Raw genomic sequence first — 19755 nt, forward strand, 5'->3', positions numbered from 1 at the left:
CCCGGCGGACGCGACGGCCTCGGGGCCCTGGCCGCCTCCCAGGCGGCGGGCGCGCCGGCCCCCGGCGGGGGCGGCGCCGGACCCGCGCGCCTCGACCAGCGGCCCGACGACGAGCGCGGACGGCGTGGGCAGTGCCGGCCCGGTGGCCACACCGGGCAGGGTCGGTCGGGCCGGGCGCACGACGGGCCGGGGCGAGGCGGGCGGCTCGGCCACGGGCCACTGCGACGTGGTCGCGTCCAGCGGCACCTGTCCCGACCGTTCCGCCATGCGACGGCGACGGCGCTCACCGACCGCCCGCTGCAGACCGGTCTCCGTCACCCCGCCCGGCAGGTCGGAGCCGTGGGTGTCGTCGGACAGCTCCGTGCCTTCGGGTGGCTCGGTGCCGTCGGGCACGCCGGTGCCGGCGGCGGTGCGGGCGTCGTCGGGCCCGCCGTGCGTCCCGTCGGTCATCGGCCCTCCTCCCGTGCCTGCGCCGCGGCGTCCGTCCCACGGTAGAGGCCGGTCTTGGCGATGTACTGCAGCACTCCGGTCGGCACGAGGTAGCGGACCGGCCGTCCCTCCGCGACGCGCCGGCGGATGTCGGTGCTGGAGATGGCGAGCGCGGGGATCTCCACGACGCTCACCGAGTCCTCGGGCAGGCCGTGGGCGGCGACGTCGTGGCCCGGCCGGGTGACCGCGACGAAGTGGGCGAGGCGCCACAGCTCGTCGACGTCCTTCCACGACAGGATCTGCTCCAGCGCGTCGGCGCCGGTGATGAAGAACAGGTCGGCGCCGGGTCGCGCGGCGGCGAGGTCGCGCAGGGTGTCGGTCGTGTACGTGGGCCCGGGTCGGTCGACGTCGACCCGCGACACCGTGAAGCGCGGGTCGGCGGCGGTCGCGACGACGGTCATGAGGTAGCGGTGCTCGGCGGGGCTCACCTCGGTCCCAGCCTTCTGCCACGGCGTGCCCGTCGGTACGAAGACGACCTCGTCGAGCGCGAAGCGCGCGGCGACCTCGCTGGCCGCCACGAGGTGCCCGTGGTGCACCGGGTCGAAGGTGCCGCCCATGACCCCGAGCCGCGGCCGCCCGGCCGCGGGCGTCACCGGCGGTGCGAGACGTTCTTGAAGGAGTACGTGATGCCGAGCAGGAGCAGGAAGAGGACGAAGGTGATGACCCCGAACGCGAGCGCCGGGACCGGCAGCTCGACCTCGGCGAGCTCGGTGCCCGTCTCGCCCGCGGCGGCGACCACGCCGACCAGGTGCGAGCCGATGCTGCTGCCCATGCGTCCTCCACTCCGACGGCGACGGCCGTGCCCGGCCGGGCGTCCGCCCGGCCGGGGACAGTCTGGCACGGGCGGAGCGGCTCGCCCGGCACGAGGCCCCGCGGGCCGTGCGCCGGACCCGCGGGCGCCGCGGGCCGGCTAGTGGCGCAGGTGCCCGTCGCCTGTCATGACCCAGGTGGTCGTCGTGAGGTCGGTGAGGCCCATGGGCCCGCGGGCGTGCAGCTTCTGCGTGGAGATGCCGATCTCCGCGCCGAGACCGAGCTGGCCCCCGTCGGTGAACCGGGTGGAGGCGTTGACCGCGACGCCCGCGGCGTCGACCTCGGCGACGAAGCGGTCGGCCGCGCGCACGTCGCGGGTGCAGATCGCCTCCGTGTGCCCGCTGGACCAGCGCCGGATGTGCTCCAGCGCGGCGTCGAGGTCGTCGACGACGCCGACCGCGAGCTCCAGGGCGAGGTACTCCGTCGCCCAGTCCTCCTCGCCCGCCGGCTCGACCGGCACGTCGCCGGCGCGGGCGCGCACCCGGTCGTCGCCGTGCAGGCGGACCCCCGCCGCCGCCATCGTCTCGACGAGCCGCGGCACGAAGGCGTCGGCCACCGCGGCGTGCACGAGGACGGTCTCGGCGGCGTTGCACGTGCTGGGGCGCTGCACCTTGGCGTTGACGCACACCTCGAGGGCCTCGTCGAGGTCGGCGGCCGCGTCGACGTACACGTGGCAGTTGCCGGTCCCGGTCTCGACGGTCGGCACGGTCGCGGTCTCCACGACGGTGCGGATGAGGTCCGCTCCCCCGCGCGGGATGACGACGTCGACGAGCCCGCGCGCACGCAGCAGCGCCCGCACGCCGGCGCGGCCGTGCGCGTCGATGGTGCGCACCGCGTCGGCGGGCAGGCCGACGGACACCAGCGCCTCCTGCAGCACCGCGATGATCGTCTCGTTGCTGCTGCGCGCGGCCGACCCGCCGCGGAGCACGACGGCGTTGCCGCTCTTGAGGCACAGCGCCGCCGCGTCGACCGTCACGTTCGGGCGCGCCTCGTAGACCATGCCGACCACGCCGAGCGGGCGCCGCACCTGGCGGACGCGCAGCCCGTTGGCCAGCGTGGACCCCCGCACGACCTGCCCGACGGGGTCGGGCAGGGCGACGACCTCGCGGACGGCGTCGGCGATGGCCTCGACCCGCCCGGCGTCGAGCCGGAGCCGGTCCTGCAGCGACGTGCTCATGCCCTCGGCGCGGGCGCGCTCGAGGTCCTCGGCGTTCGCCGCGACGACGCGGTCGGTCGCGGCGACCAGACCGTCGGCGACGGCGAGCAGGGCCGCGTCGCGCGTGGCGCCCGACGCGGTGGCGAGGGCGCGGGAGGCCACCCGCGCCTCGCGCGCGACCTGCTCGACGGCCTCGCGGACGGCGTCGGCGTCCCCCGCCGCGGCGGGGTCCCCGAGCGGGCCGTGGTCCCGGCCCTCGACGTGCGCGTCGTCGGTGTCCGCGGGGCTCCGGAGCAGGTCGGTCATCGCCCCAGGGTAGTCAGCGGCCCCGGTGCGCGGCGGCGGCGTCCGCGACGACGAGGTCGTCGCGGTGCACGACCTCCCGGCCGTAGCCGGGCCCGAGGTCGGCGCGCAGGTCGTGCGTGGAGCGGCCCATGAGCCGCGGCAGCTCCGCGGCGGCGTACTGCACGATGCCGCGGGCGACGCCCGCGCCGGCCTCGTCGCACAGCTCGACGACCGCGCCCACGTCGAAGGCCCCGGTCACCGAGCGCACCCCGGCCGGCAGCAGGGAGGCGCCGCGGTCCACGACCGCCCGCACGGCCCCGTCGTCGAGCACGAGCCGGCCCCTCGGGACGGCGACGTGCGCGAGCCACAGCGTGCGAGCGGGCATGACCCGCTCCCGCGCCCGGAACCAGGTCCCGACGTCCGCCCCCGCCACGGCGTCGGCGAAGCGGTCCGTCGCCGTCACGTACGTCGGCACACCCGCGTCGGCGGCGATGGCGGCGGCGTCGACCTTGGTGCGCATGCCGCCGGTGCCGACCGCGCTGCCGGCCCCGGTGCCGAGGTCCGCGCCCACCTCGCCCGGGTCGTCGACGACCGCGAGCCGGCGGGCGCCGGGTCGGGTCGGCGGGCGGTCGTACAGGGCGTCGACGTCGGTGAGGAGCACCAGCGCGCTGGCCTGCACGAGGTGGGCGACGAACGCGGCGAGGCGGTCGTTGTCGCCGAAGCGGATCTCGTCGGTGGCGACCGTGTCGTTCTCGTTGACCACGGGCACGGCGGCCAGCTGCAGGAGCCGCGCGAGGGTGGCCCGCGCGTTGAGGTAGTGGTGGCGGCGGACGAGGTCGTCGAGGTCGAGCAGGACCTGGCCGGTGACCATCCCGTGCCGCTCGAAGGAGGACGACCACCGCGCGAGCAGCCGTCCCTGCCCGACGCTCGCGGCGGCCTGCAGGCCGGCGAGGTCCCCGGGGCGCCGGGCCATGCCGAGCGCGGGCAGCCCCGCGGCGATCGCGCCGCTCGTCACCACGACGAGGTGCCGGTCCGGTCCCGCGGCGCGGCGCGCGGCGAGCAGGTCGACGAGACCGTCGAGGCGGACCCCGTCCACGCCCGTGGCCGTCGCGAGGCTGGACGAGCCCACCTTGACCACGAGCGTGCCCGGGGCCAGCAGCCGCTCGTGGGAGGTCACGCGCGGTCGCCCGACCCGCCGGTGCCCTCGGTGCCGTCGGGCCCGTCCGTGCTGTCGCGGGCGTCGCTGACGTCGCCGTCGTCGGGCGCGGTCCAGCGCCCGGCGGCGCGCTCGGCCGCGAGCTCCTCGCGGGCCTCGCTCTTGGCGTCCATCCGCTCGCGGTACGCCTCGCGCCGCTCCGCCCGGCTCGCGCGCCCGCCGTCCATCGCGAACCGCGCGTCGGTGCCCCGGGGACCGCCCGCGGCGCTGCCGCCCAGCGTCGGCTCCCAGTCGAAGACGACCGCCCGGTCGCCGTCGCCGATGACGACCTCGGCCCCCGCGACGGCCCCCGCCCGGTACAGCGCCTCCTCGACACCCGCACGGGCCAGCCGGTCGGCGAGGTAGCCGACGGCCTCCTCGTTCGCGAAGTCGGTCTGGCGGACCCAGCGCTCGGGCCGCCCGCCGCGCACGCGGTACAGCGTGCCCTCGCCGTGCTGCTCCGGCACGACGGTGAACCCGGCGTCGTCGGTCGCGACGGGGCGGAGCACGACCCGCTCCGGCGCGCTCGGGCGGGCCCGGGCGGCGCGGTCGGCCGTCACCCAGCGCGCGAGACCGAAGGACAGCTCGCGCAGGCCGTCCCGGCTCACCGCGGACACGGTGAACACCTCGTAGCCCCGCTCGCGCAGCTGCGGCGCGACGAGCTCGGCCATGTCGCGGCCGTCGGTCGTGTCGACCTTGTTGAGGACGACGACCTGCGGCCGCTCGACGAGCGGGACGGTCCCGTCGTCACCGCGGTAGCGCTCCAGCTCGGCGAGGATGACGTCGAGGTCGCGCACCGGGTCGCGGTCGGCCTCGAGCGTCGCGGTGTCGAGGACGTGCGCGAGCACGGCGCAGCGCTCGACGTGGCGCAGGAACTCCAGGCCGAGGCCGCGGCCCTCGCTCGCGCCCTCGATGAGGCCCGGCACGTCGGCGATCGTGTACCGGACCTCGCCCGCCTCGACGACGCCGAGGTTCGGCACGAGCGTCGTGAAGGGGTAGTCGGCGATCTTCGGCCGCGCGGCCGACATCGCGGCGACGAGGCTGGACTTGCCCGCGCTGGGGAAGCCGACGAGGGCGACGTCGGCGACGGTCTTGAGCTCGAGGACGACGTCGCGGGCCTCCCCCGGCTCGCCGAGCAGGGCGAAGCCGGGCGCCTTGCGGCGGGGGCTCGCGAGCGAGGCGTTGCCGAGGCCGCCGCGCCCGCCGGCGGCGACGACGAAGCGGGTGCCGGCACCGAGCAGGTCGGCGAGGACGTCCCCGGCCGGCGTCTGCACGACGGTGCCGTCCGGCACGCGCAGCTCGACGTCGGCGCCGTCGGCGCCGCTGCGGTTGCCGCCGCGCCCGACCCCGCCGGCCGCCGCCCGCCGGTGCGGCGAGCGGTGGTACTCCAGCAGCGTCGTCACGGAGGGGTCGACGACGAGGACGACGTCACCGCCGTGCCCGCCGTCGCCGCCGTCCGGGCCGCCGAGCGGCTTGAACTTCTCGCGGTGCACCGACGCGCAGCCGTTGCCGCCGTCCCCGCCGGCGACGTGCAGCACGACGCGGTCGACGAACTGGCTCACGGTGGGCCTCCTGGTCCTGGCGGTGCTGCGTGGGTCCGGCGGTGCCGCCGGACCCGGGAACGCGACGCGCCGGCCGTCCGCGGGGGACGACCGGCGCGTCGGCGCGTGGGTGCGGGTGCCTGGGTCAGGCGCTGGCCTCGGCGGCCACGATGTTGACGACGCGGCGGCCGCGGCGGGTGCCGAACTCGACGGCGCCCGGCGCGAGCGCGAACAGCGTGTCGTCGCTGCCCCGGCCGACGTTGGCGCCGGGGTGGAAGTGCGTGCCGCGCTGACGGACGATGATCTCGCCGGCGCCCACGACCTGACCGCCGAAGCGCTTCACGCCGAGGCGCTGCGCGTTGGAGTCGCGGCCGTTGCGGGTGGAGCTGGCGCCCTTCTTGTGTGCCATCTCAGGTCACTCCCCGATCTTCGTGATCTTGACGCGGGTCAGCTCCGAGCGGTGGCCCTGGCGCTTGCGGTACCCGGTCTTGTTCTTGTACTTGAGGATGCGCAGCTTGGGGCCGCGGAGGTCGTCGACGATCTCGCCCGCCACGACCACCTTGCTCAGCGCGTCGGCGTCGGAGGTGACGGTCGCACCGTCGACGACGAGGACGGGGGTGAAGCGGACGTCGTCACCGGTTGCACCGGTGAGTCGGTCGACCGTGAGGACGTCGCCGACGGCGACCTTCTCCTGGCGTCCTCCTGCGCGGACGATCGCGTACACGTCGTGGCTCTCTTCCTGTCGGGCCGATCGGGATGGCGCCCTGCCGGGCCGGCGCACCGCGCCGGGGAGGGAACGCTCTGGTGGCGCAGCAACGGGGCGCCACCGGCCAGCGTCCTAGCCTACGCGGCGCGGGGCCCGGCTCCAAACCGGCTGCCCCGCCCCGCCCTCAGCCGCCGGAGCGAGAGCCACGACGGCGCGAACCGCCGCCGCCGCTGCCGCCGCTGCTGCCGCTGCCGCTGTGGCCGCCGCTGTGGCCGCCCGCCGCGGCGCCGACCGGCTCGTCGTGCACGACGACACCGCGGCCGGCGCAGTGCTCGCACGGCGTGCTGAAGGACTCCAGCAGGCCGGAGCCGACGCGCTTGCGCGTCAGCTGGACGAGACCGAGGGAGGTGACCTCCGCGACCTGGTGCTTGGTCCGGTCCCGGCCCAGGCACTCGACGAGGCGACGGAGCACGAGGTTGCGGTTGCTCTCGAGGACCATGTCGATGAAGTCGACGACGATGATCCCGCCGATGTCCCGCAGCCGGAGCTGGCGGACGATCTCCTCGGCCGCCTCCAGGTTGTTGCGGGTGACGGTCTCCTCGAGGTTGCCGCCGGACCCGGTGTACTTGCCGGTGTTGACGTCGACGACCGTCATCGCCTCGGTCCGGTCGATGACGAGCGAGCCGCCCGAGGGCAGCCACACCTTGCGGTCGAGGGCCTTCGCGAGCTGCTCGTCGATGCGGTGCTCCGCGAACAGGTCCTTGCCGTCGTGCTCGACCGGCTGCCAGCGCGTCATGCGCTCGGCGAGGTCGGGGGCCACGTGGCGGACGTAGCCGTCGAGGGTGTCCCACGCGTCGTCGCCCTGGACGAACAGCCTGGTGAAGTCCTCGTTGAACACGTCGCGGACGACCTTGATGGCGAGGTCGGGCTCGCTGTAGAGCCGCGCCGGCGCGTTGACCGCGCCGGCCTTCCGCTCGATGTCCTCCCACTGGGCCTTGAGGCGGGCGACGTCGCGCTCGAGCTCGGTCTCGCTCGCGCCCTCGGCGGCCGTGCGCACGATGACGCCGGCGTCCTCGGGGACGACCCGGCGCAGCACCTTCTTGAGGCGGGCGCGCTCGGTCTCCGGCAGCTTCCGGCTGATGCCCGTCATCGACGAGCCCGGCACGTAGACGAGGTAGCGCCCCGGCAGGGACACCTGCGCGGTGAGGCGCGCGCCCTTGTGCCCGATCGGGTCCTTGCTCACCTGCGCGAGGACGGGGTCGCCCGGCTTGAGCGCGGCCTCGATGGTGCGGGCCGCGCCGTTGGGCAGGCCGACCGCGTCCCAGTTGACCTCGCCGGCGTACAGGACCGCGTTGCGTCCGCGACCGATGTCGACGAAGGCGGCCTCCATGCTCGGCAGCACGTTCTGCACCTTGCCGAGGAACACGTTGCCGATCATCGACTGCTGGCTCGGGCGGGAGACGTGGTGCTCGACGAGGACGCCGTCCTCGAGCACCGCGGTCTCGGCGCGGTCGTCGAGCTGCCGCACGAGCAGGGTCCGGTCGACGGACTCGCGGCGCGTGAGGAACTCCGCCTCGGTGATGACGGTGCGCTTGCGCCGCTCGCCGCGACCCTCCCGGCGGCGCTGGCGCTTGGCCTCCAGCCGCGTCGAGCCCTTGACCTTCGTCACCTCGTCCGCGCGCGACTCCCGGATGCGCACGACGGTGCCGGGCGGGTCGTCCGGGTCCGGCGAGAGGTCGGCGTCCCCGCTGCCCGCGCGACGGCGACGGCGACGGCGACGGCGCGACGAGCGCGAGCCGCCATCGGGGTCCTCGTCGGAGTCGTCGGAGTCGTCGGGCTCGTCGGAGTCGTCGCCGGTGACCGCCCCCGCCGCGTCACCCCGGCCCGGGTCCGCGTCGTCGGTGGCGTCGCCGGACCCACGACCGCCGCGCCGGCCCGAGCGGCCCCGGCCGCGGCGTCCCCGACGGCCGCTGCGGCCGCCGGACCCCTCTGCCTCGTCGTCCTCGTCGCCGTCGTCGCCGTCGTCGCCCGTGTCACCGGCGTCGGTACCGTCGCTGCCGTCGCCGGCCGTCCCGTCGCCGCCCGACCCGTCGGCGTCGGCGTCGGCGTCGCGGTCGGTTCCCTCGCGCTCGTCCTCGTCGCCGTCCTCGGCGTCGCCGGTCTCGTCGGCGTCGCTGCTGTCGTCGGCCTCAGCGCGCCCGCGCCCACCGCGTCGACGACGGCCGCGGCCGCCGCGACGGGAACGGCGCTGCCCGCCCTCGTCGTCGTCGTCGGTCGCCTCGGAGGCGCCTGTCGTGTCCTCGTCCGCCGCGCCCTCGTCGGAGGTCTCGGCGGGGACCGCGTCGTCGGGCGCGGAGTCGGCGGTGCCGGACGCGCCCGGGGAGGCGACCGCACCGAGGACCTGCTCGACGTCCGGACCCTGCGCCGCCGGGCGCGTGGCCCGGCGCCCGCCGCGGCGGCGGGCGGGCCGCTCGGCCGCCTCGCTCCCGGTGTCCTCGGCGGCGCCGTCACCCGCGACCGGCGGCGGCAGCAGGTCGTCGAAGTCGACGGGCGGGGCTGCGGTGAAGATGTCGGCGGCCGGCGGCCCGGCGGCCGAGGTGGCCCGCCGGCGGGGGCGGCGCGCCGCGGGGGCGGCGGGCTCCTCGAACGGCGTCGCGAAGACCGCCTGCGACGCGGTCGACGGGGACCCCGGCCCTGCCGTCGGCTCGGTGTCCGCGGTCTCGGCGGTCCCGGCCGTCGGCTGCTCCTCCGCGGCCCCGTCCGCGGCGCCGTCGTCCACGGCCGGGCCCTCGTCGGTCGGGCCCTCGTCGGTCGGGACGTCCTCGGTCGGGACGTCCTCGTCGTCGGTCCCGTCACCCACGACGGGAGCGTCCTCCGGCGACGGCCCGCCCCCCGGTGCCGGCTCCGGTGCCGGCTCCGGCGCGGGAGTCGCCTCGGGCTCCGGCGGCCCGGCGGGACGGGAGGCCGCCCGGCGTCGGCGCGGCCGCGTCGTCGTCACGGGTGCGTCCGCCGAGGCGCGCTGCGGGCCGTCCGGCTGCCCGGTGGGCTGCTCGTTCGTCTGGTCGGTGTCCTCGAGCACTGGTGCTCCTCTTCGACCCCGGTCGAGCTGCACCCCCGTCCGGGGCGGTCGTCGTGCGCCCGCGGGCGGCACGGAAGTCCGTGGTCGTCGCCTCGGTCCGCCGGCGCAGACCCGCGGACGGTCACCCGTGCAGGTCGCGCCCGGCAGGACGGGCGACGCGGGGGGACGGCCGGTGCAGGACGCGCCCCTCCGGCTGCCGAGTATGGCACGGCCCCGCCGGGCGGGCGCCCGTCGACCCGCCGACGGCGCGGCGCACGGCGCGGCTGCGGGCCGAGCGCGTCAGTCGAACCAGATGGCGGTCTCGCGCTCGGCCGACTCCGGGGAGTCGCTGCCGTGCACGAGGTTCTGCTGCACGCGCAGCCCCCAGTCCCGTCCGAGGTCGCCGCGGATGGTTCCCGGCGCGGCCGCCGTCGGGTCCGTCGCACCGAGCAGGCTCCGGACGCCCTGGACGACGCCGTGCCCCTCGACGACCGCGACGACGACGGGCCCGGAGAGCATGAACTCGACGAGCGGCTCGTAGAACGGCTTGCCCTCGTGCTCGGCGTAGTGGCGGGCGAGCAGCTCGCGGGTCGCGTAGCGCATCTCCAGGCGCGCGAGCGTGTAGCCCTTCGTCTCGATACGGCGCAGCACCTCCCCGGTGAGGCCGCGGGCGACGCCGTCCGGCTTGACGATGACGAGCGTGGACTCCGTCGTCGGCTCGGCGGTGGGCTGGGAGGGCGCGGACGCCTGCGGCTCGCTCACGAGCGGCAACCCTAGCCGGGCGCCGGCCCGCCGTCCGCGGCGCTCCACGCCGCCCGCTCCCGCTCCACCCGGGTGCCGAGCACGACGGCGGCGACCCACAGCCCGGTGAACAGCAGCCCGATGACGAGCATGGTGGCGACCAGCAGCCCCGTCGCGACGACGACGACCTGCAGCAGGGAGCCGACCCAGTAGCCACCGGGGCGACCGAGGAGACCCGAGGCGACGACGAGGAGCGCGGCCAGCGCGAGGCCGCCGCCCACCGCCTGCGCCGTGCCGAGGCCCGTCAGGTCCTTCGCGACCAGGGCGGCGAAGACCACGACGAGCGCCTCGAAGACGAGGACGGTCGCCCCCATCGCCCGCTTCGGGTCACGCACGCCCGCCGGCCTCCTCGTCGTCGTCGAGCACGGTCGGGTCGTCGAGGAACGCGCTGTCCTCGGGGGCCTCGTAGCGGTCGTCGCCGGGGTCGGCCCAGTCGTCGCCCAGCAGGCGGCGCTCGGTGTCGGTGGCGACGACGCTGACCCCCCGGCTCGTCGTGTCGACCGCCACGGCGTCGGGGTCGGCGGCCCCGAGCAGCGTCCGGGCGTGCGCGACGAGCAGCACCGAGCCGGTGACGACGACCCCCGAGGCGACCCCCCCGGCCGGGTCGGCGGTGTCCGCGAGCGCCACGGCCCGGTCGAGGGCGTCGGTGAGGCGGGGTGCCACGTGGACCCGGTCCTCGCCGAGGACGTCCCGCGCCACCGCCGCGAGGTCGTCGGCGGGCAGGGCGCGCTCCGTCGGGGCGGTCGTCACCACGACCTCGTGCAGCGCCGGCTCCAGCACGTCGAGCACGGCACCGGCGTCCTTGTCGGCCATGAGGCCCACGACCCCGACGAGCCGCGTCCCCGGGAAGGCCTCGTCCAGGCCGGCGACGAGCGCCTCGGCGCCCGCCGGGTTGTGCGCGGCGTCGACGACGACGAGCGGCCCGCGGCGCACGGGCTCCATCCGCCCGGGCGCGTCGACGTGGGCGAAGGCGTCGCGCACCAGGTCGGCGTCCAGCCCCGTCCCCCCGGCACCGCCGGAGCCGAGGAACGCCTCGACCGCGGCGAGCGCGACCACGGCGTTGCCGGCCTGGTGCGCCCCGTGCAGGGGGAGGTACACGTCGTCCGCGCCGCCGACGAGGCCCTTGAGGGTGACCCGCTGGCCGCCGACGGCGACGTCGCGCTGGAGCACGCCGAACTCGATGCCCTCGCGCGCGACGACGGCGCCCACCTCCTGCGCGCGCGCCAGGAGCACCTCGGCGACCTCGACCGGCTGCTGCGCGGTGACGAGGACGGAGCCCTCCTTGACGATGCCGCTCTTCTGCGTGGCGATGGACACGAGGTCGTGCCCGAGCCACCGCTCGTGGTCCAGCGCGACGGGCGTCACCACCGCGACGGTCGCGTCGGCGACGTTGGTGGAGTCCCACGTGCCGCCGAGGCCGACCTCGACGACGGCGACGTCGACCGGGGCGTCGGCGAACACCGCGAACGCCATGCAGGTGAGCACCTCGAAGAACGACAGCCGGGGTCCGCCCTGCTCGAGGCTGCGCGCGTCGACCAGCTCGACGTAGGGGGCGACGTCGTCCCAGGCGGCGACGAAGGCGGCGTCGTCCAGGCGCAGGCCGTCGACGGTGATGCGCTCCCCCACGTGGCTGAGGTGGGGTGAGGTGAAGCGGCCGGTGCGCAGACCGTGCTCGCGCAGCAGCCGGTCCACCATGCGCGCGGTCGACGTCTTGCCGTTCGTGCCGGTGACGTGGACGACGGGGTACGCCCGTTGCGGGTCGCCGAGCAGCTCGAGGACCGCGCGCACCCGTTCCAGGGACGGCTGCGGCGAGTGCTCGGGTGCGCGGTCGAGGATCTCGGCCTGGACCTGCGCGAACCGGGGGTCCGATGCTGCGGGTGGGACGGTCACGGACCCATCATCCCAGCGGCGGGCGCGGGCGCCGCGCCGCCTCAGCCTGCCGGCAGGACGCGGACCGCCCGGACGCCGGGGGCGACCCGTGCCGTCGTGCGGAGCAGCGCCGTCGGCACCTCCTGGTCCACGAGCAGGTCGCGGACCGTCCTCGCCCGCTCCTCGGCGAGCGCGACCCCGGCCGGGCCCTCCGGGCCCTCCGCCACCCCCTCCACGACGACCGGGCCGGCACCGGGAGCCCGCAGCGTGGCGGCGAGCCCCGTCAGGGCCGACGCCGCCTGCTCGTCGACGACGGAGCCGACCGCGAACGTCACGGCCAGGAGCGGCTCGACGGCGTCCCCGGTCACGGGACCGTCCGCACCGGCCGGCGTCGCGGCGCCCGACGGGCCGGTCGGGCCGCTCGTCGGGCCGCTCGTCGGGCCGCTCGTCGGGCCGCTCGTCGGGCCGGTCGGGCCGCTCGTCGGGCCGCTCGTCCCCGCAGCCGGGGGCGGCGTCGGGGCCGCCGCCGTGACGGTGTCCGGGGGTCGGGCGACGGCGGCCTGCCCCGCGAGCACGGCCAGCAGGCCGCCGGCGGCGACGACGACGACCGGGACGCGGCGACGCCGCCGGGGCAGCCAGTACGTCACGGTCGCCGGCGCCCGGTCCGGCCCCCGGTCGCCGCCCGTGGGCCTCACGCGTCCGGAGGGGTGCGGGCGGGCCGCCTACCCGCCCAGTCGGCGGCGCTCTCCCCGGAGCCGTCACCGGGACCGTCCGCCGACCCGCCGGCGGTCCCGCCGAGCAGCCGCGGGAGGTGGGCGTCGGTGGCCGCGAGCTCCCGCTCGAGGCGGTCGGACATGATGGCGAGGGCCTCCTCGCGCGTCAGCCGCGCCCGCACGAACTGCCGGCCCCACCACAGCCACCCGACGAGCAGCCCGAGCGCGAAGGCCGCACCCGTCAGCAGGACGGGGACGGCGCCCGGCCAGGCCACGGCGACCTCCTCCGCTCGACGCGCCCGGGCGCGGCGCGCCGACGGGGCGGCCCGGGTCGCCTCACGCTACCGGCACGCGGGTCCGGCCCGGGACCCCCGGTCCGCTCGCCGGGGGCCGGGCCGGTTCACGCCTCGCGGCGCACCGGTTGCGGGCGGGAGACCGACCCGCGCACGCCCAGGGCGTCGAAGGCCTGCTGGAACGCTCCGAGGGCGGCCTCGGCGCGGCCGATCTCCATGAGCCGGTCCCCGAGGTCGCGCCACGCCTGGGCGGCCTGACGGGAGGCGGACATCATGGCGAGCGCGTCGCCGGCCCGGCGGTACTCCGCCTCGGCGCCCGTGTGGTCGCCGCCGGCCGCCAGCGCGTCGCCGAGCACGGTCCGCGCGACCCCCGCCTCCAGCCGCGGCGTGCCGCCGAGCGCCGCCAGCGCCGAGCGGGCGGCGTCCTCGGCGAGGGCGGCGTCGCCGGAGCGCAGGTACGCCGTCGCCCGGATGCGGTGCCAGTACGCGAGGTCGACCTCGCTGCCCAGCTGCTCCAGCGGCTCCCGGATCGAGGTGAGGGCGTCCACGGCCTCGTCCACCTCGGGCGGGTCGGCGGACAGCAGCAGCGACGCGAGCGCGAGCTTCAGGCGGAAGAAGTCGCGGTTGTCGGGCCCCTCGGACAGGAACGCGACGGCCCGGCGCGCGTGGTGCAGGGCCCGCTCCACGTGCCCGCTCTCCTCGGCGACGAGCGCGGCGTTCCAGTGCAGGCTGCCCTGGCCCGTGCGGCTGCCGACGCGCTCGGCGTCCTGGAGCATCTCCTCGGCGAGGTGCTGGGCGTACAGCAGGTCGCCGCGCTCCATGTGGACCCCGACGAGGGTCGCGGCCAGGCGCAGGTGCTCGTCGGTGCCGGCCGAGCCCAGCCGGGTGGACGCGGCGACGGCCTCGGCGCCGGCGTCGGCGGCCTGGTTGAGGTCGCCGGACTCGACGAGGCACTGCAGCAGCAGGATGCCGGTCTCCGACACCCCGACGGCGGCGTCGCCGGTGAGCGCGCGCCGGTGCAGCGGCAGCAGCGTGGTGAGCGCGTCCTCGAGGGCTCCCGAGCGCTCCAGCGCCCGGCACAGCACGAGCACGGCCTCGTCGTGCAGCCGACGCGGGGCGCCCCGGGCCGCGAGCACGGCGCGGGCGCGCGTGGTGGCCTCGTCGAGGTCACCGGTGACGAGAGCGTGACGGGCGTGCTCGAGCTCGAGCTCGGGCACCCGCTCCTCCGGCGCGGCGCTGCCGTGGCGCAGGAAGTGCGCGGACACGTCGAGGCGCTCGGCCAGCTTCTCCAGCACGGCGTCGCTCGGCGTGCGCTTGCCCGACTCGATGAGCGAGAGGTAGCTCGGCGACAGGTCCGGTCCGGCGAGCTGCGTCTGCGACACCCGGCGCTCCTCCCGCACCGCCCGCAGCCGCTCGCCGAGTCCCCCGGTGGTCCCCTCCGACATGTGTCCTCCTCCGCGGGCCGCGGAACGCTCCGACGGGCCCTGCCGGTCAACACTAGACCCAGAGCCTGTGACTGAGCCATGCTTCCGCCATTGACCACTGGGCGTGCTCGTCCGACCACGGCCCGCCGCACCGCTACCCCAGGAGCCACACCATGCGCCCCAGCCGACGCACCCTCGCCGCCGCCGCCCTGCTCGCCGCCCTGCTCGCAGGAGCGGCCGGCACCGCGGCCCAGGCGGCCGAGGACGAGGCCTTCGGTCCCGGCCCCATGTGCTGCGCGGGCTGACCCGCACCGCGCCCCTCACCCGACCGCGCGGGACGCCCCCGCGGTCGCGGGGACGTCCCGGGGTCGACCCGGGCGCGTCGGGCGTCAGACGCGGGTGACGGCGACCCGGGCGGTCTCGGCCGGCACGTCGCCCGTCGTCACGACGACGTCCTGCGCGAGCGTCTCCCGCGCGAGGAGACCGAGGTGCTCCTCGGCGGCCGCCCGCCGCTCGGCCGCGACGACGAGCTCGACCCGGACCCGGTCCGACACGTGCAGCCCGGCGACACGGCGCGCGTCCTGCACGAGCCGGACGACGTCGCGCGCCCAGCCCTCGCGCTCCAGCTCGTCGGTGACGCCGGTGTCGAGGACGACGAACCCACCGCCCGGCAGGGCGGCCGCGGCCCCGCCGGAGCCGCCGCCGACGACCGTCGTGAGCTCGTACTCGCCGGCCAGCAGGGGGACGCCGCCGCACACCACGCCGTCGCTGCCCTCCGACCAGTCGCCGGCGCGGGCCGCACCGATCACCTGCTGCACCTGACGACCCAGCCGGGGACCGGCGGCGCGGGCGTTGACGGTGAGGCGCCGCTCGACGTCGACGCCGACCTCGTGCGCCTGCTCGACCGAGAGCAGGCGGACCTCGTGCACGTTGAGCTCGGCGCGCACGAGGTCGACGAGGGGGGCGACGCGGTCGGGCTCGGCGACGGCCACCGTGAGCGCGCGCAGCGGCTGACGCACGCGCAGCCCGGCCGCCTTGCGCAGACCGAGGGCGGCCGAGGCGACGTCGCGCACCTCGTCCATCGCGGCGACGAGCGCGTCGTCGGCGGGCAGGGCGGTTGGGTCGGGCCAGTCCTCCAGGTGCACCGATCGACCACCGGTGAGCCCGCGCCACACCTCCTCCGTCACCAGCGGCAGCAGCGGCGCGCCGAGCCGGGTCAGCACCTCCAGCGCGGTGTGGAGCGTGTCGACCGCCGCCTGGCCCTCGGGGGTCTCCGCGGTCCAGAACCGGTCGCGGGAGCGTCGCACGTACCAGTTGGTCATCGCCTCGAGCACCTCGCGGTACTCCCCCGCCGCCACCGCGAGCTCGCTCGCCTCCATCGCGGCCGTCACGCGCTCCACGGCCGTCCGGACCCGCGCGAGCAGGTAGCGGTCGAGGACGTGCGGGGAGTCGGTCCGGGTGCGCCCGACGGTCCCCGCGGCGCCGGCGTACAGCTGCAGGAAGTACCAGGTGCTCCACAGCGGCAGCAGCACCTGCCGGACGGTGTCGCGGATGCCCTGCTCGGTGACGACGAGGTTGCCGCCCCGGAGCACCGGAGAGCTCATGAGGAACCACCGCATGGCGTCGGCGCCGTCGCGGTCGAAGACCTCGCGCACGTCCGGGTAGTTGCGCAGCGACTTGCTCATCTTGCGCCCGTCGTCGCCCAGCAGGATGCCGTGCACGAGGCACGTGCGGAACGCGGGCCGGTCGAACAGGGCCGTGGCGAGCACGTGCAGCGTGTAGAACCAGCCGCGGACCTGCCCGTTGTACTCGACGATGAAGTCGCCCGGGTAGTGGTGCTCGAACCAGTCGGCGTTCTCGAACGGGTAGTGCACCTGGGCGAAGGGCATGGAGCCGGACTCGAACCAGCAGTCGAGCACCTCCGGCACCCGGCGCATCGTGGAGCGGCCCGTCGGGTCGTCCGGGTTGGGGCGGGTGAGCTCGTCGACGACCGGGCGGTGCAGGTCGGTCGGGCGCACGCCGAAGTCGCGCTCGAGGTCGTCGAGGGAGCCGTAGACGTCGACGCGCGGGTAGGCGGGGTCGTCGGAGACCCACACGGGGATGGGCGAGCCCCAGAACCGGTTGCGGCTGATCGACCAGTCGCGGGCGTTGGCGAGCCACTGGCCGAAGGAGCCGTCCTTCACGTGGCCGGGCACCCAGTCGATCTGCTCGTTGAGCTCGAGCATGCGGTCCTTGAACGCCGTCACCTTGACGAACCAGCTGCTGACGGCCCGGTAGATGAGCGCGTTGCCGCAGCGCCAGCAGTGCGGGTACGGGTGCTCGTAGGACTCGTGGCGCAGCAGCAGCCCCCGCTCGCGCAGCGCCCGGGCGATCGGGGTGTTGGCCTCGAACACGTGCATGCCGGCGAAGTCAGGCACCTCGGCGGTGAACTCGCCCTTGCTGTCGACGGGCACGACCGGCTCGATGCCGGCCGCGTCGGTGACGACCTTGTCCTCCTCGCCGAAGGCGGGCGCGATGTGGACGAGGCCGGTGCCGTCCTCGGTCGTCACGTAGTCGGCCGCGAGCACCCGGTGGGCGTTCTCCCGGCCGACGAAGTAGTCGAAGGGCGGCGTGTAGCGGCGCCCCAGCAGCGCGGTGCCCTTCATCCGCTCGAGGACCTCCGGGTCCTCGCCGAGCTCGCGGGCGTAGGCGGCGACGCGCGCCTCGGCGAGCACGAGCCGCTCCCCGGCCCAGTCCCCCTCGCGCGGGCGGACCACGACGTAGTCGAGCGCGGGGTTGACCGCGGCCGCGAGGTTGCTGGGCAGCGTCCACGGCGTCGTCGTCCACACGAGGGCGAGCTCGCCGGTCTCCAGGCGCAGCCCGACCGTCACGGCCGGGTCCTGGCGCGGGCGGTAGACGTCGTCCATCCGGGTCTCGGTGTTGCTCAGCGGGGTCTCGCAGCGCCAGCAGTACGCGAGCACCCGGAAGCCCTCGTAGACCAGACCCTTGTCGTGGAGCGTCTTGAACGCCCACATGACCGACTCCATGTAGTCGAGGTCGAGGGTCTTGTAGTCGTGCTCGAAGTCCACCCAGCGCGCCTGGCGGGTGACGTAGTCCTGCCACTCGTCGGTGTAGCGCAGCACCGAGGTGCGGCACGCGTCGTTGAAGCGCGCGACACCGAGGGCCTCGATCTCGCTCTTGTGGGTGATGCCGAGCTGCCGCTCGGCCTCGACCTCGGCCGGGAGCCCGTGGCAGTCCCACCCGAACCGGCGCTCCACGCGGCGGCCCTGCATGGTGCGGAACCGCGGCACGACGTCCTTGACGTAGCCGGTGAGCAGGTGCCCGTAGTGCGGCAGGCCGTTGGCGAACGGCGGGCCGTCGTAGAAGACGAACTCGTTGTCGCCGTCGGTGCCGGCGGGGCGCGCGGCGACGGAGGCGTCGAAGGTGCCGTCGGCGTCCCAGTAGGCGAGGACGCGCTGCTCGACCTCGGGGAAGCGGGGGCTGGCGGGGACCTCGCCGCCGTGCCGGGGGTAGCCGGCTCGGGTCGTCGGCTCGGTGGCGGTCTCGGGCGGGGTGCTCATCGCGGGCTGCTCCTCATCGCGTGCGCTGCTGCGACGAGGACGACGGCCCGGGCTCGCCGGGTCACCGCGGTACCACCTCGTGTGCCGCCGTCCCCGCTGGCTGCGGAGCCGTGCGACCGCTCGTTGACGGCTGTGACGGGCCTACCCGGCCGGATCTACTGGGGTGCGCGCACCCGTTCTCCCGGCGGCTCCCCGGTGATGGCCGGATCAGCGCCTGTGGTGACCATGCTAGCGACGGCCGTCAACCCGGTTCGGCCGTCGCGTGACGTCGCGGCGCTCAGCCGTGCTCCGCGTGAGCGCCGGGCTCGTCGTCGGGGAAGCCGACCGGGTCCTCCCCCGGCGCGACGACCTCCGCGACGCCCATCATCCCGAGGTCGTGGTGGGTCGAGAAGTGGCAGTGGTAGACGACGCGGCCGGTGAAGTCCTCGAAGCGGGTGCGGAACGTGACGCTGCCGCCGTTGCGCCCCACCAGCACGGTGTCGCGCCACTCGGGGTCCTGGACCGGCTCGCCGTCGACGTGGGTGACCTGGAACGGGTTGACGTGGATGTGGAAGGGGTGGATGAGGCCCGTCGGGTTGTGCACGGTCCACTCCTCGACGGAGCCGAGGCGCATGACCCGGTCGATGCGGCCGGGCTCGTACGGGCGCCCGTCGATGCCGAAGCCACCGGTCATGGTCATCGCGAGCTCGTGCCGCGCGTCGACCCGCGCGTGGCGCAGGTCCTCGGGCGGGCGGCCCGCGTCGACGAGCCGGACCTGGCGCGGGGTGCGGGACGCGCCGCCGACCCGGACCGTCGCGAGGCGTGCGGCGGGCAGCACCACGCCGAAGCCCACCTCGACCGGCATGGTCTCGAACACGTGCTCGCCGGGCTCGCGACCGGTGACGAGCAGGTCCGCGCGCTGCCCGGCCGACAGCTCGAGCTCCTCCACGCGGTGGGGGCGGCGCAGGCTGAGCCCGTCGGAGGCCACGTGCTCGACGTCGAGGCCGTCCAGGCGCAGCCGGAGCACGTCGTTGACCGAGCTGTTGACCAGCCGCCAGCGCTGCGTCTCCCCCGGGGCGATGTCGACCACCGGGTCGAGCTGGCCGTTGACGAGGCGCGTGTGCGCGCTCTGCCGCGCGGCCAGCGGGTCCAGGGGCCTGCCGTCCGCGTCCACCTGCAGGGAGTGCAGGAGCATGACCCGCTCCCGGGGCGCCCGCCGGCCCGACCCGGTCGATCCCTGGCCCCCGCGCGGTTCCACGACGAGGGCGCCCGCGAGCCCGCCGAACAGCTGCCGGGCGCCCCAGCCGTGCAGGTGGGGGTGGTACCAGTGGGTGCCGGGGCGGTGGTCGGCGCGCAGGTCGACCGTCACGTCCATGGCGTCGAGGGACTCGACGACGCGGAACACGTTGTCGCCGGTGCCCTCACCGGACACGTGCAGGCCGTGCGTGTGCAGGTTCGTCGGCTCCGGGAGGTCGTTGAGCAGGCGCACCCGCAGCCGGTCGCCGGGCTGGACGACGAGCGTCGGGCCGGGCAGGCCGCTGTCGGCCGCCGGGTCGGCACCGGGCACGTCGTAACCGAGCAGGTGCCACGGCCGGCCGTCGACGGGCACCCGCACGGGACCGGCGCGCAGGGTGACGTCGAGGACGCCGTCGACGCTGCGCAGGACCGCCGGCTCACGCAGGGCCTCCCCCGACACGCCGACCCATGCCGGCGGGGCCTCGGCCGCGTTCGCCGTCGCGGCCCAGCGGGTCGCGGGCAGCAGGAGCGCGGCGCCGGTCGCGCCGAGTCCGAGCGCCTGGCGGCGGCTCACGGGCAGGGGGGTTCCGCTTCGGGGGGTCGGCACCGGTGGTCTCCTCGACGGCACGTCGTCGTGCTC

Annotated in this window: 18 protein-coding genes; 1 reads left to right on the forward strand and 17 read right to left on the reverse strand. The window is 76.4% G+C overall.

Going from position 1 to position 19755, the window contains the following annotated elements; translation table 11 throughout:
• The 15 genes from WAA21_RS15235 to WAA21_RS15305 form a co-directional block, all read right to left on the reverse strand.
• Positions 1-450 (reverse strand): hypothetical protein (locus WAA21_RS15235; RefSeq protein ID WP_336923683.1); only part of this gene is annotated, 450 nt, incomplete at its 3' end.
• Entirely contained in the window at positions 447-1082 is a 636-nt protein-coding gene (gene nadD, locus WAA21_RS15240; protein ID WP_336923684.1) for a nicotinate-nucleotide adenylyltransferase, read from the reverse strand. The genes nadD and WAA21_RS15235, both read right to left, overlap by 4 nt.
• Complete coding sequence (locus WAA21_RS15245) at positions 1079-1261, reverse strand: hypothetical protein (protein ID WP_336923685.1); 183 nt, start codon at positions 1259-1261, stop codon at positions 1079-1081. The genes nadD and WAA21_RS15245 overlap by 4 nt, the downstream gene beginning before the upstream one ends.
• 138 nt (positions 1262-1399) lie before the next feature.
• A complete protein-coding gene (locus tag WAA21_RS15250; protein ID WP_336923686.1) occupies positions 1400-2761 on the reverse strand; it encodes a glutamate-5-semialdehyde dehydrogenase in 1362 nt (453 codons plus the stop codon).
• 13 nt (positions 2762-2774) lie between these two features.
• A complete protein-coding gene (proB, locus tag WAA21_RS15255) occupies positions 2775-3917 on the reverse strand; it encodes a glutamate 5-kinase (RefSeq protein WP_336923687.1) in 1143 nt (380 codons plus the stop codon).
• Complete coding sequence (gene obgE / locus WAA21_RS15260; protein ID WP_336923688.1) at positions 3914-5497, reverse strand: GTPase ObgE; 1584 nt, start codon at positions 5495-5497, stop codon at positions 3914-3916. Before obgE ends, proB begins: the two co-directional genes overlap by 4 nt.
• A gap of 124 nt (positions 5498-5621) precedes the next feature.
• On the reverse strand, positions 5622-5885 hold the full coding sequence (rpmA, locus tag WAA21_RS15265) for a 50S ribosomal protein L27 (RefSeq protein ID WP_336923689.1): 264 nt from the start codon (positions 5883-5885) through the stop codon (positions 5622-5624).
• A 6-nt stretch (positions 5886-5891) separates the two neighbouring features.
• Positions 5892-6200, reverse strand: coding sequence for a 50S ribosomal protein L21 (gene rplU / locus WAA21_RS15270; protein ID WP_336923690.1), 309 nt, complete (start codon positions 6198-6200; stop codon positions 5892-5894).
• Positions 6201-6366: 166 nt separating this feature from the next.
• The gene (locus WAA21_RS15275; protein ID WP_336923691.1) at positions 6367-9261 is read right to left on the reverse strand and encodes an Rne/Rng family ribonuclease; all 2895 of its coding nucleotides are present in this window, start codon (positions 9259-9261) and stop codon (positions 6367-6369) included.
• A gap of 279 nt (positions 9262-9540) precedes the next feature.
• Positions 9541-10002: a nucleoside-diphosphate kinase gene (gene ndk / locus WAA21_RS15280; RefSeq protein WP_336923692.1), complete on the reverse strand. Its 462-nt coding sequence runs from the start codon at positions 10000-10002 to the stop codon at positions 9541-9543.
• Positions 10003-10013: 11 nt separating this feature from the next.
• Positions 10014-10376, reverse strand: coding sequence for a DUF4233 domain-containing protein (locus WAA21_RS15285; protein ID WP_336923694.1), 363 nt, complete (start codon positions 10374-10376; stop codon positions 10014-10016).
• Positions 10369-11931: a bifunctional folylpolyglutamate synthase/dihydrofolate synthase gene (locus WAA21_RS15290; protein ID WP_336923695.1), complete on the reverse strand. Its 1563-nt coding sequence runs from the start codon at positions 11929-11931 to the stop codon at positions 10369-10371. The genes WAA21_RS15285 and WAA21_RS15290 overlap by 8 nt, the downstream gene beginning before the upstream one ends.
• A 41-nt stretch (positions 11932-11972) precedes the next feature.
• Positions 11973-12605, reverse strand: a complete 633-nt coding sequence (locus tag WAA21_RS15295) for a hypothetical protein (RefSeq protein ID WP_336923696.1) — start codon at positions 12603-12605, stop codon at positions 11973-11975.
• Complete coding sequence (locus tag WAA21_RS15300) at positions 12602-12898, reverse strand: hypothetical protein (protein ID WP_336923697.1); 297 nt, start codon at positions 12896-12898, stop codon at positions 12602-12604. The genes WAA21_RS15295 and WAA21_RS15300 overlap by 4 nt, the downstream gene beginning before the upstream one ends.
• 125 nt (positions 12899-13023) lie before the next feature.
• Positions 13024-14361, reverse strand: a complete 1338-nt coding sequence (locus WAA21_RS15305; protein ID WP_336923698.1) for a helix-turn-helix transcriptional regulator — start codon at positions 14359-14361, stop codon at positions 13024-13026.
• A gap of 152 nt (positions 14362-14513) precedes the next feature.
• On the opposite strand from WAA21_RS15305, the gene WAA21_RS15310 reads away from it, so the two are divergent.
• On the forward strand, positions 14514-14645 hold the full coding sequence (locus WAA21_RS15310) for a hypothetical protein (protein ID WP_336923699.1): 132 nt from the start codon (positions 14514-14516) through the stop codon (positions 14643-14645).
• An 84-nt stretch (positions 14646-14729) separates the two neighbouring features.
• Here WAA21_RS15310 and ileS read toward each other — a convergent pair whose 3' ends face one another.
• Both ileS and WAA21_RS15320 read right to left on the reverse strand, forming a co-directional pair.
• Complete coding sequence (ileS, locus tag WAA21_RS15315) at positions 14730-17900, reverse strand: isoleucine--tRNA ligase (RefSeq protein ID WP_336923700.1); 3171 nt, start codon at positions 17898-17900, stop codon at positions 14730-14732.
• 277 nt (positions 17901-18177) lie between these two features.
• Positions 18178-19722 carry a multicopper oxidase family protein gene (locus WAA21_RS15320; protein WP_336923701.1) on the reverse strand — a complete coding sequence of 515 codons (1545 nt, stop codon included), beginning with the start codon at positions 19720-19722 and terminating at the stop codon, positions 18178-18180.
• Positions 19723-19755 lie beyond the last annotated feature (33 nt).

Source organism: Aquipuribacter sp. SD81, from assembly GCF_037153975.1.
GTDB lineage: Bacteria > Actinomycetota > Actinomycetes > Actinomycetales > JBBAYJ01 > Aquipuribacter.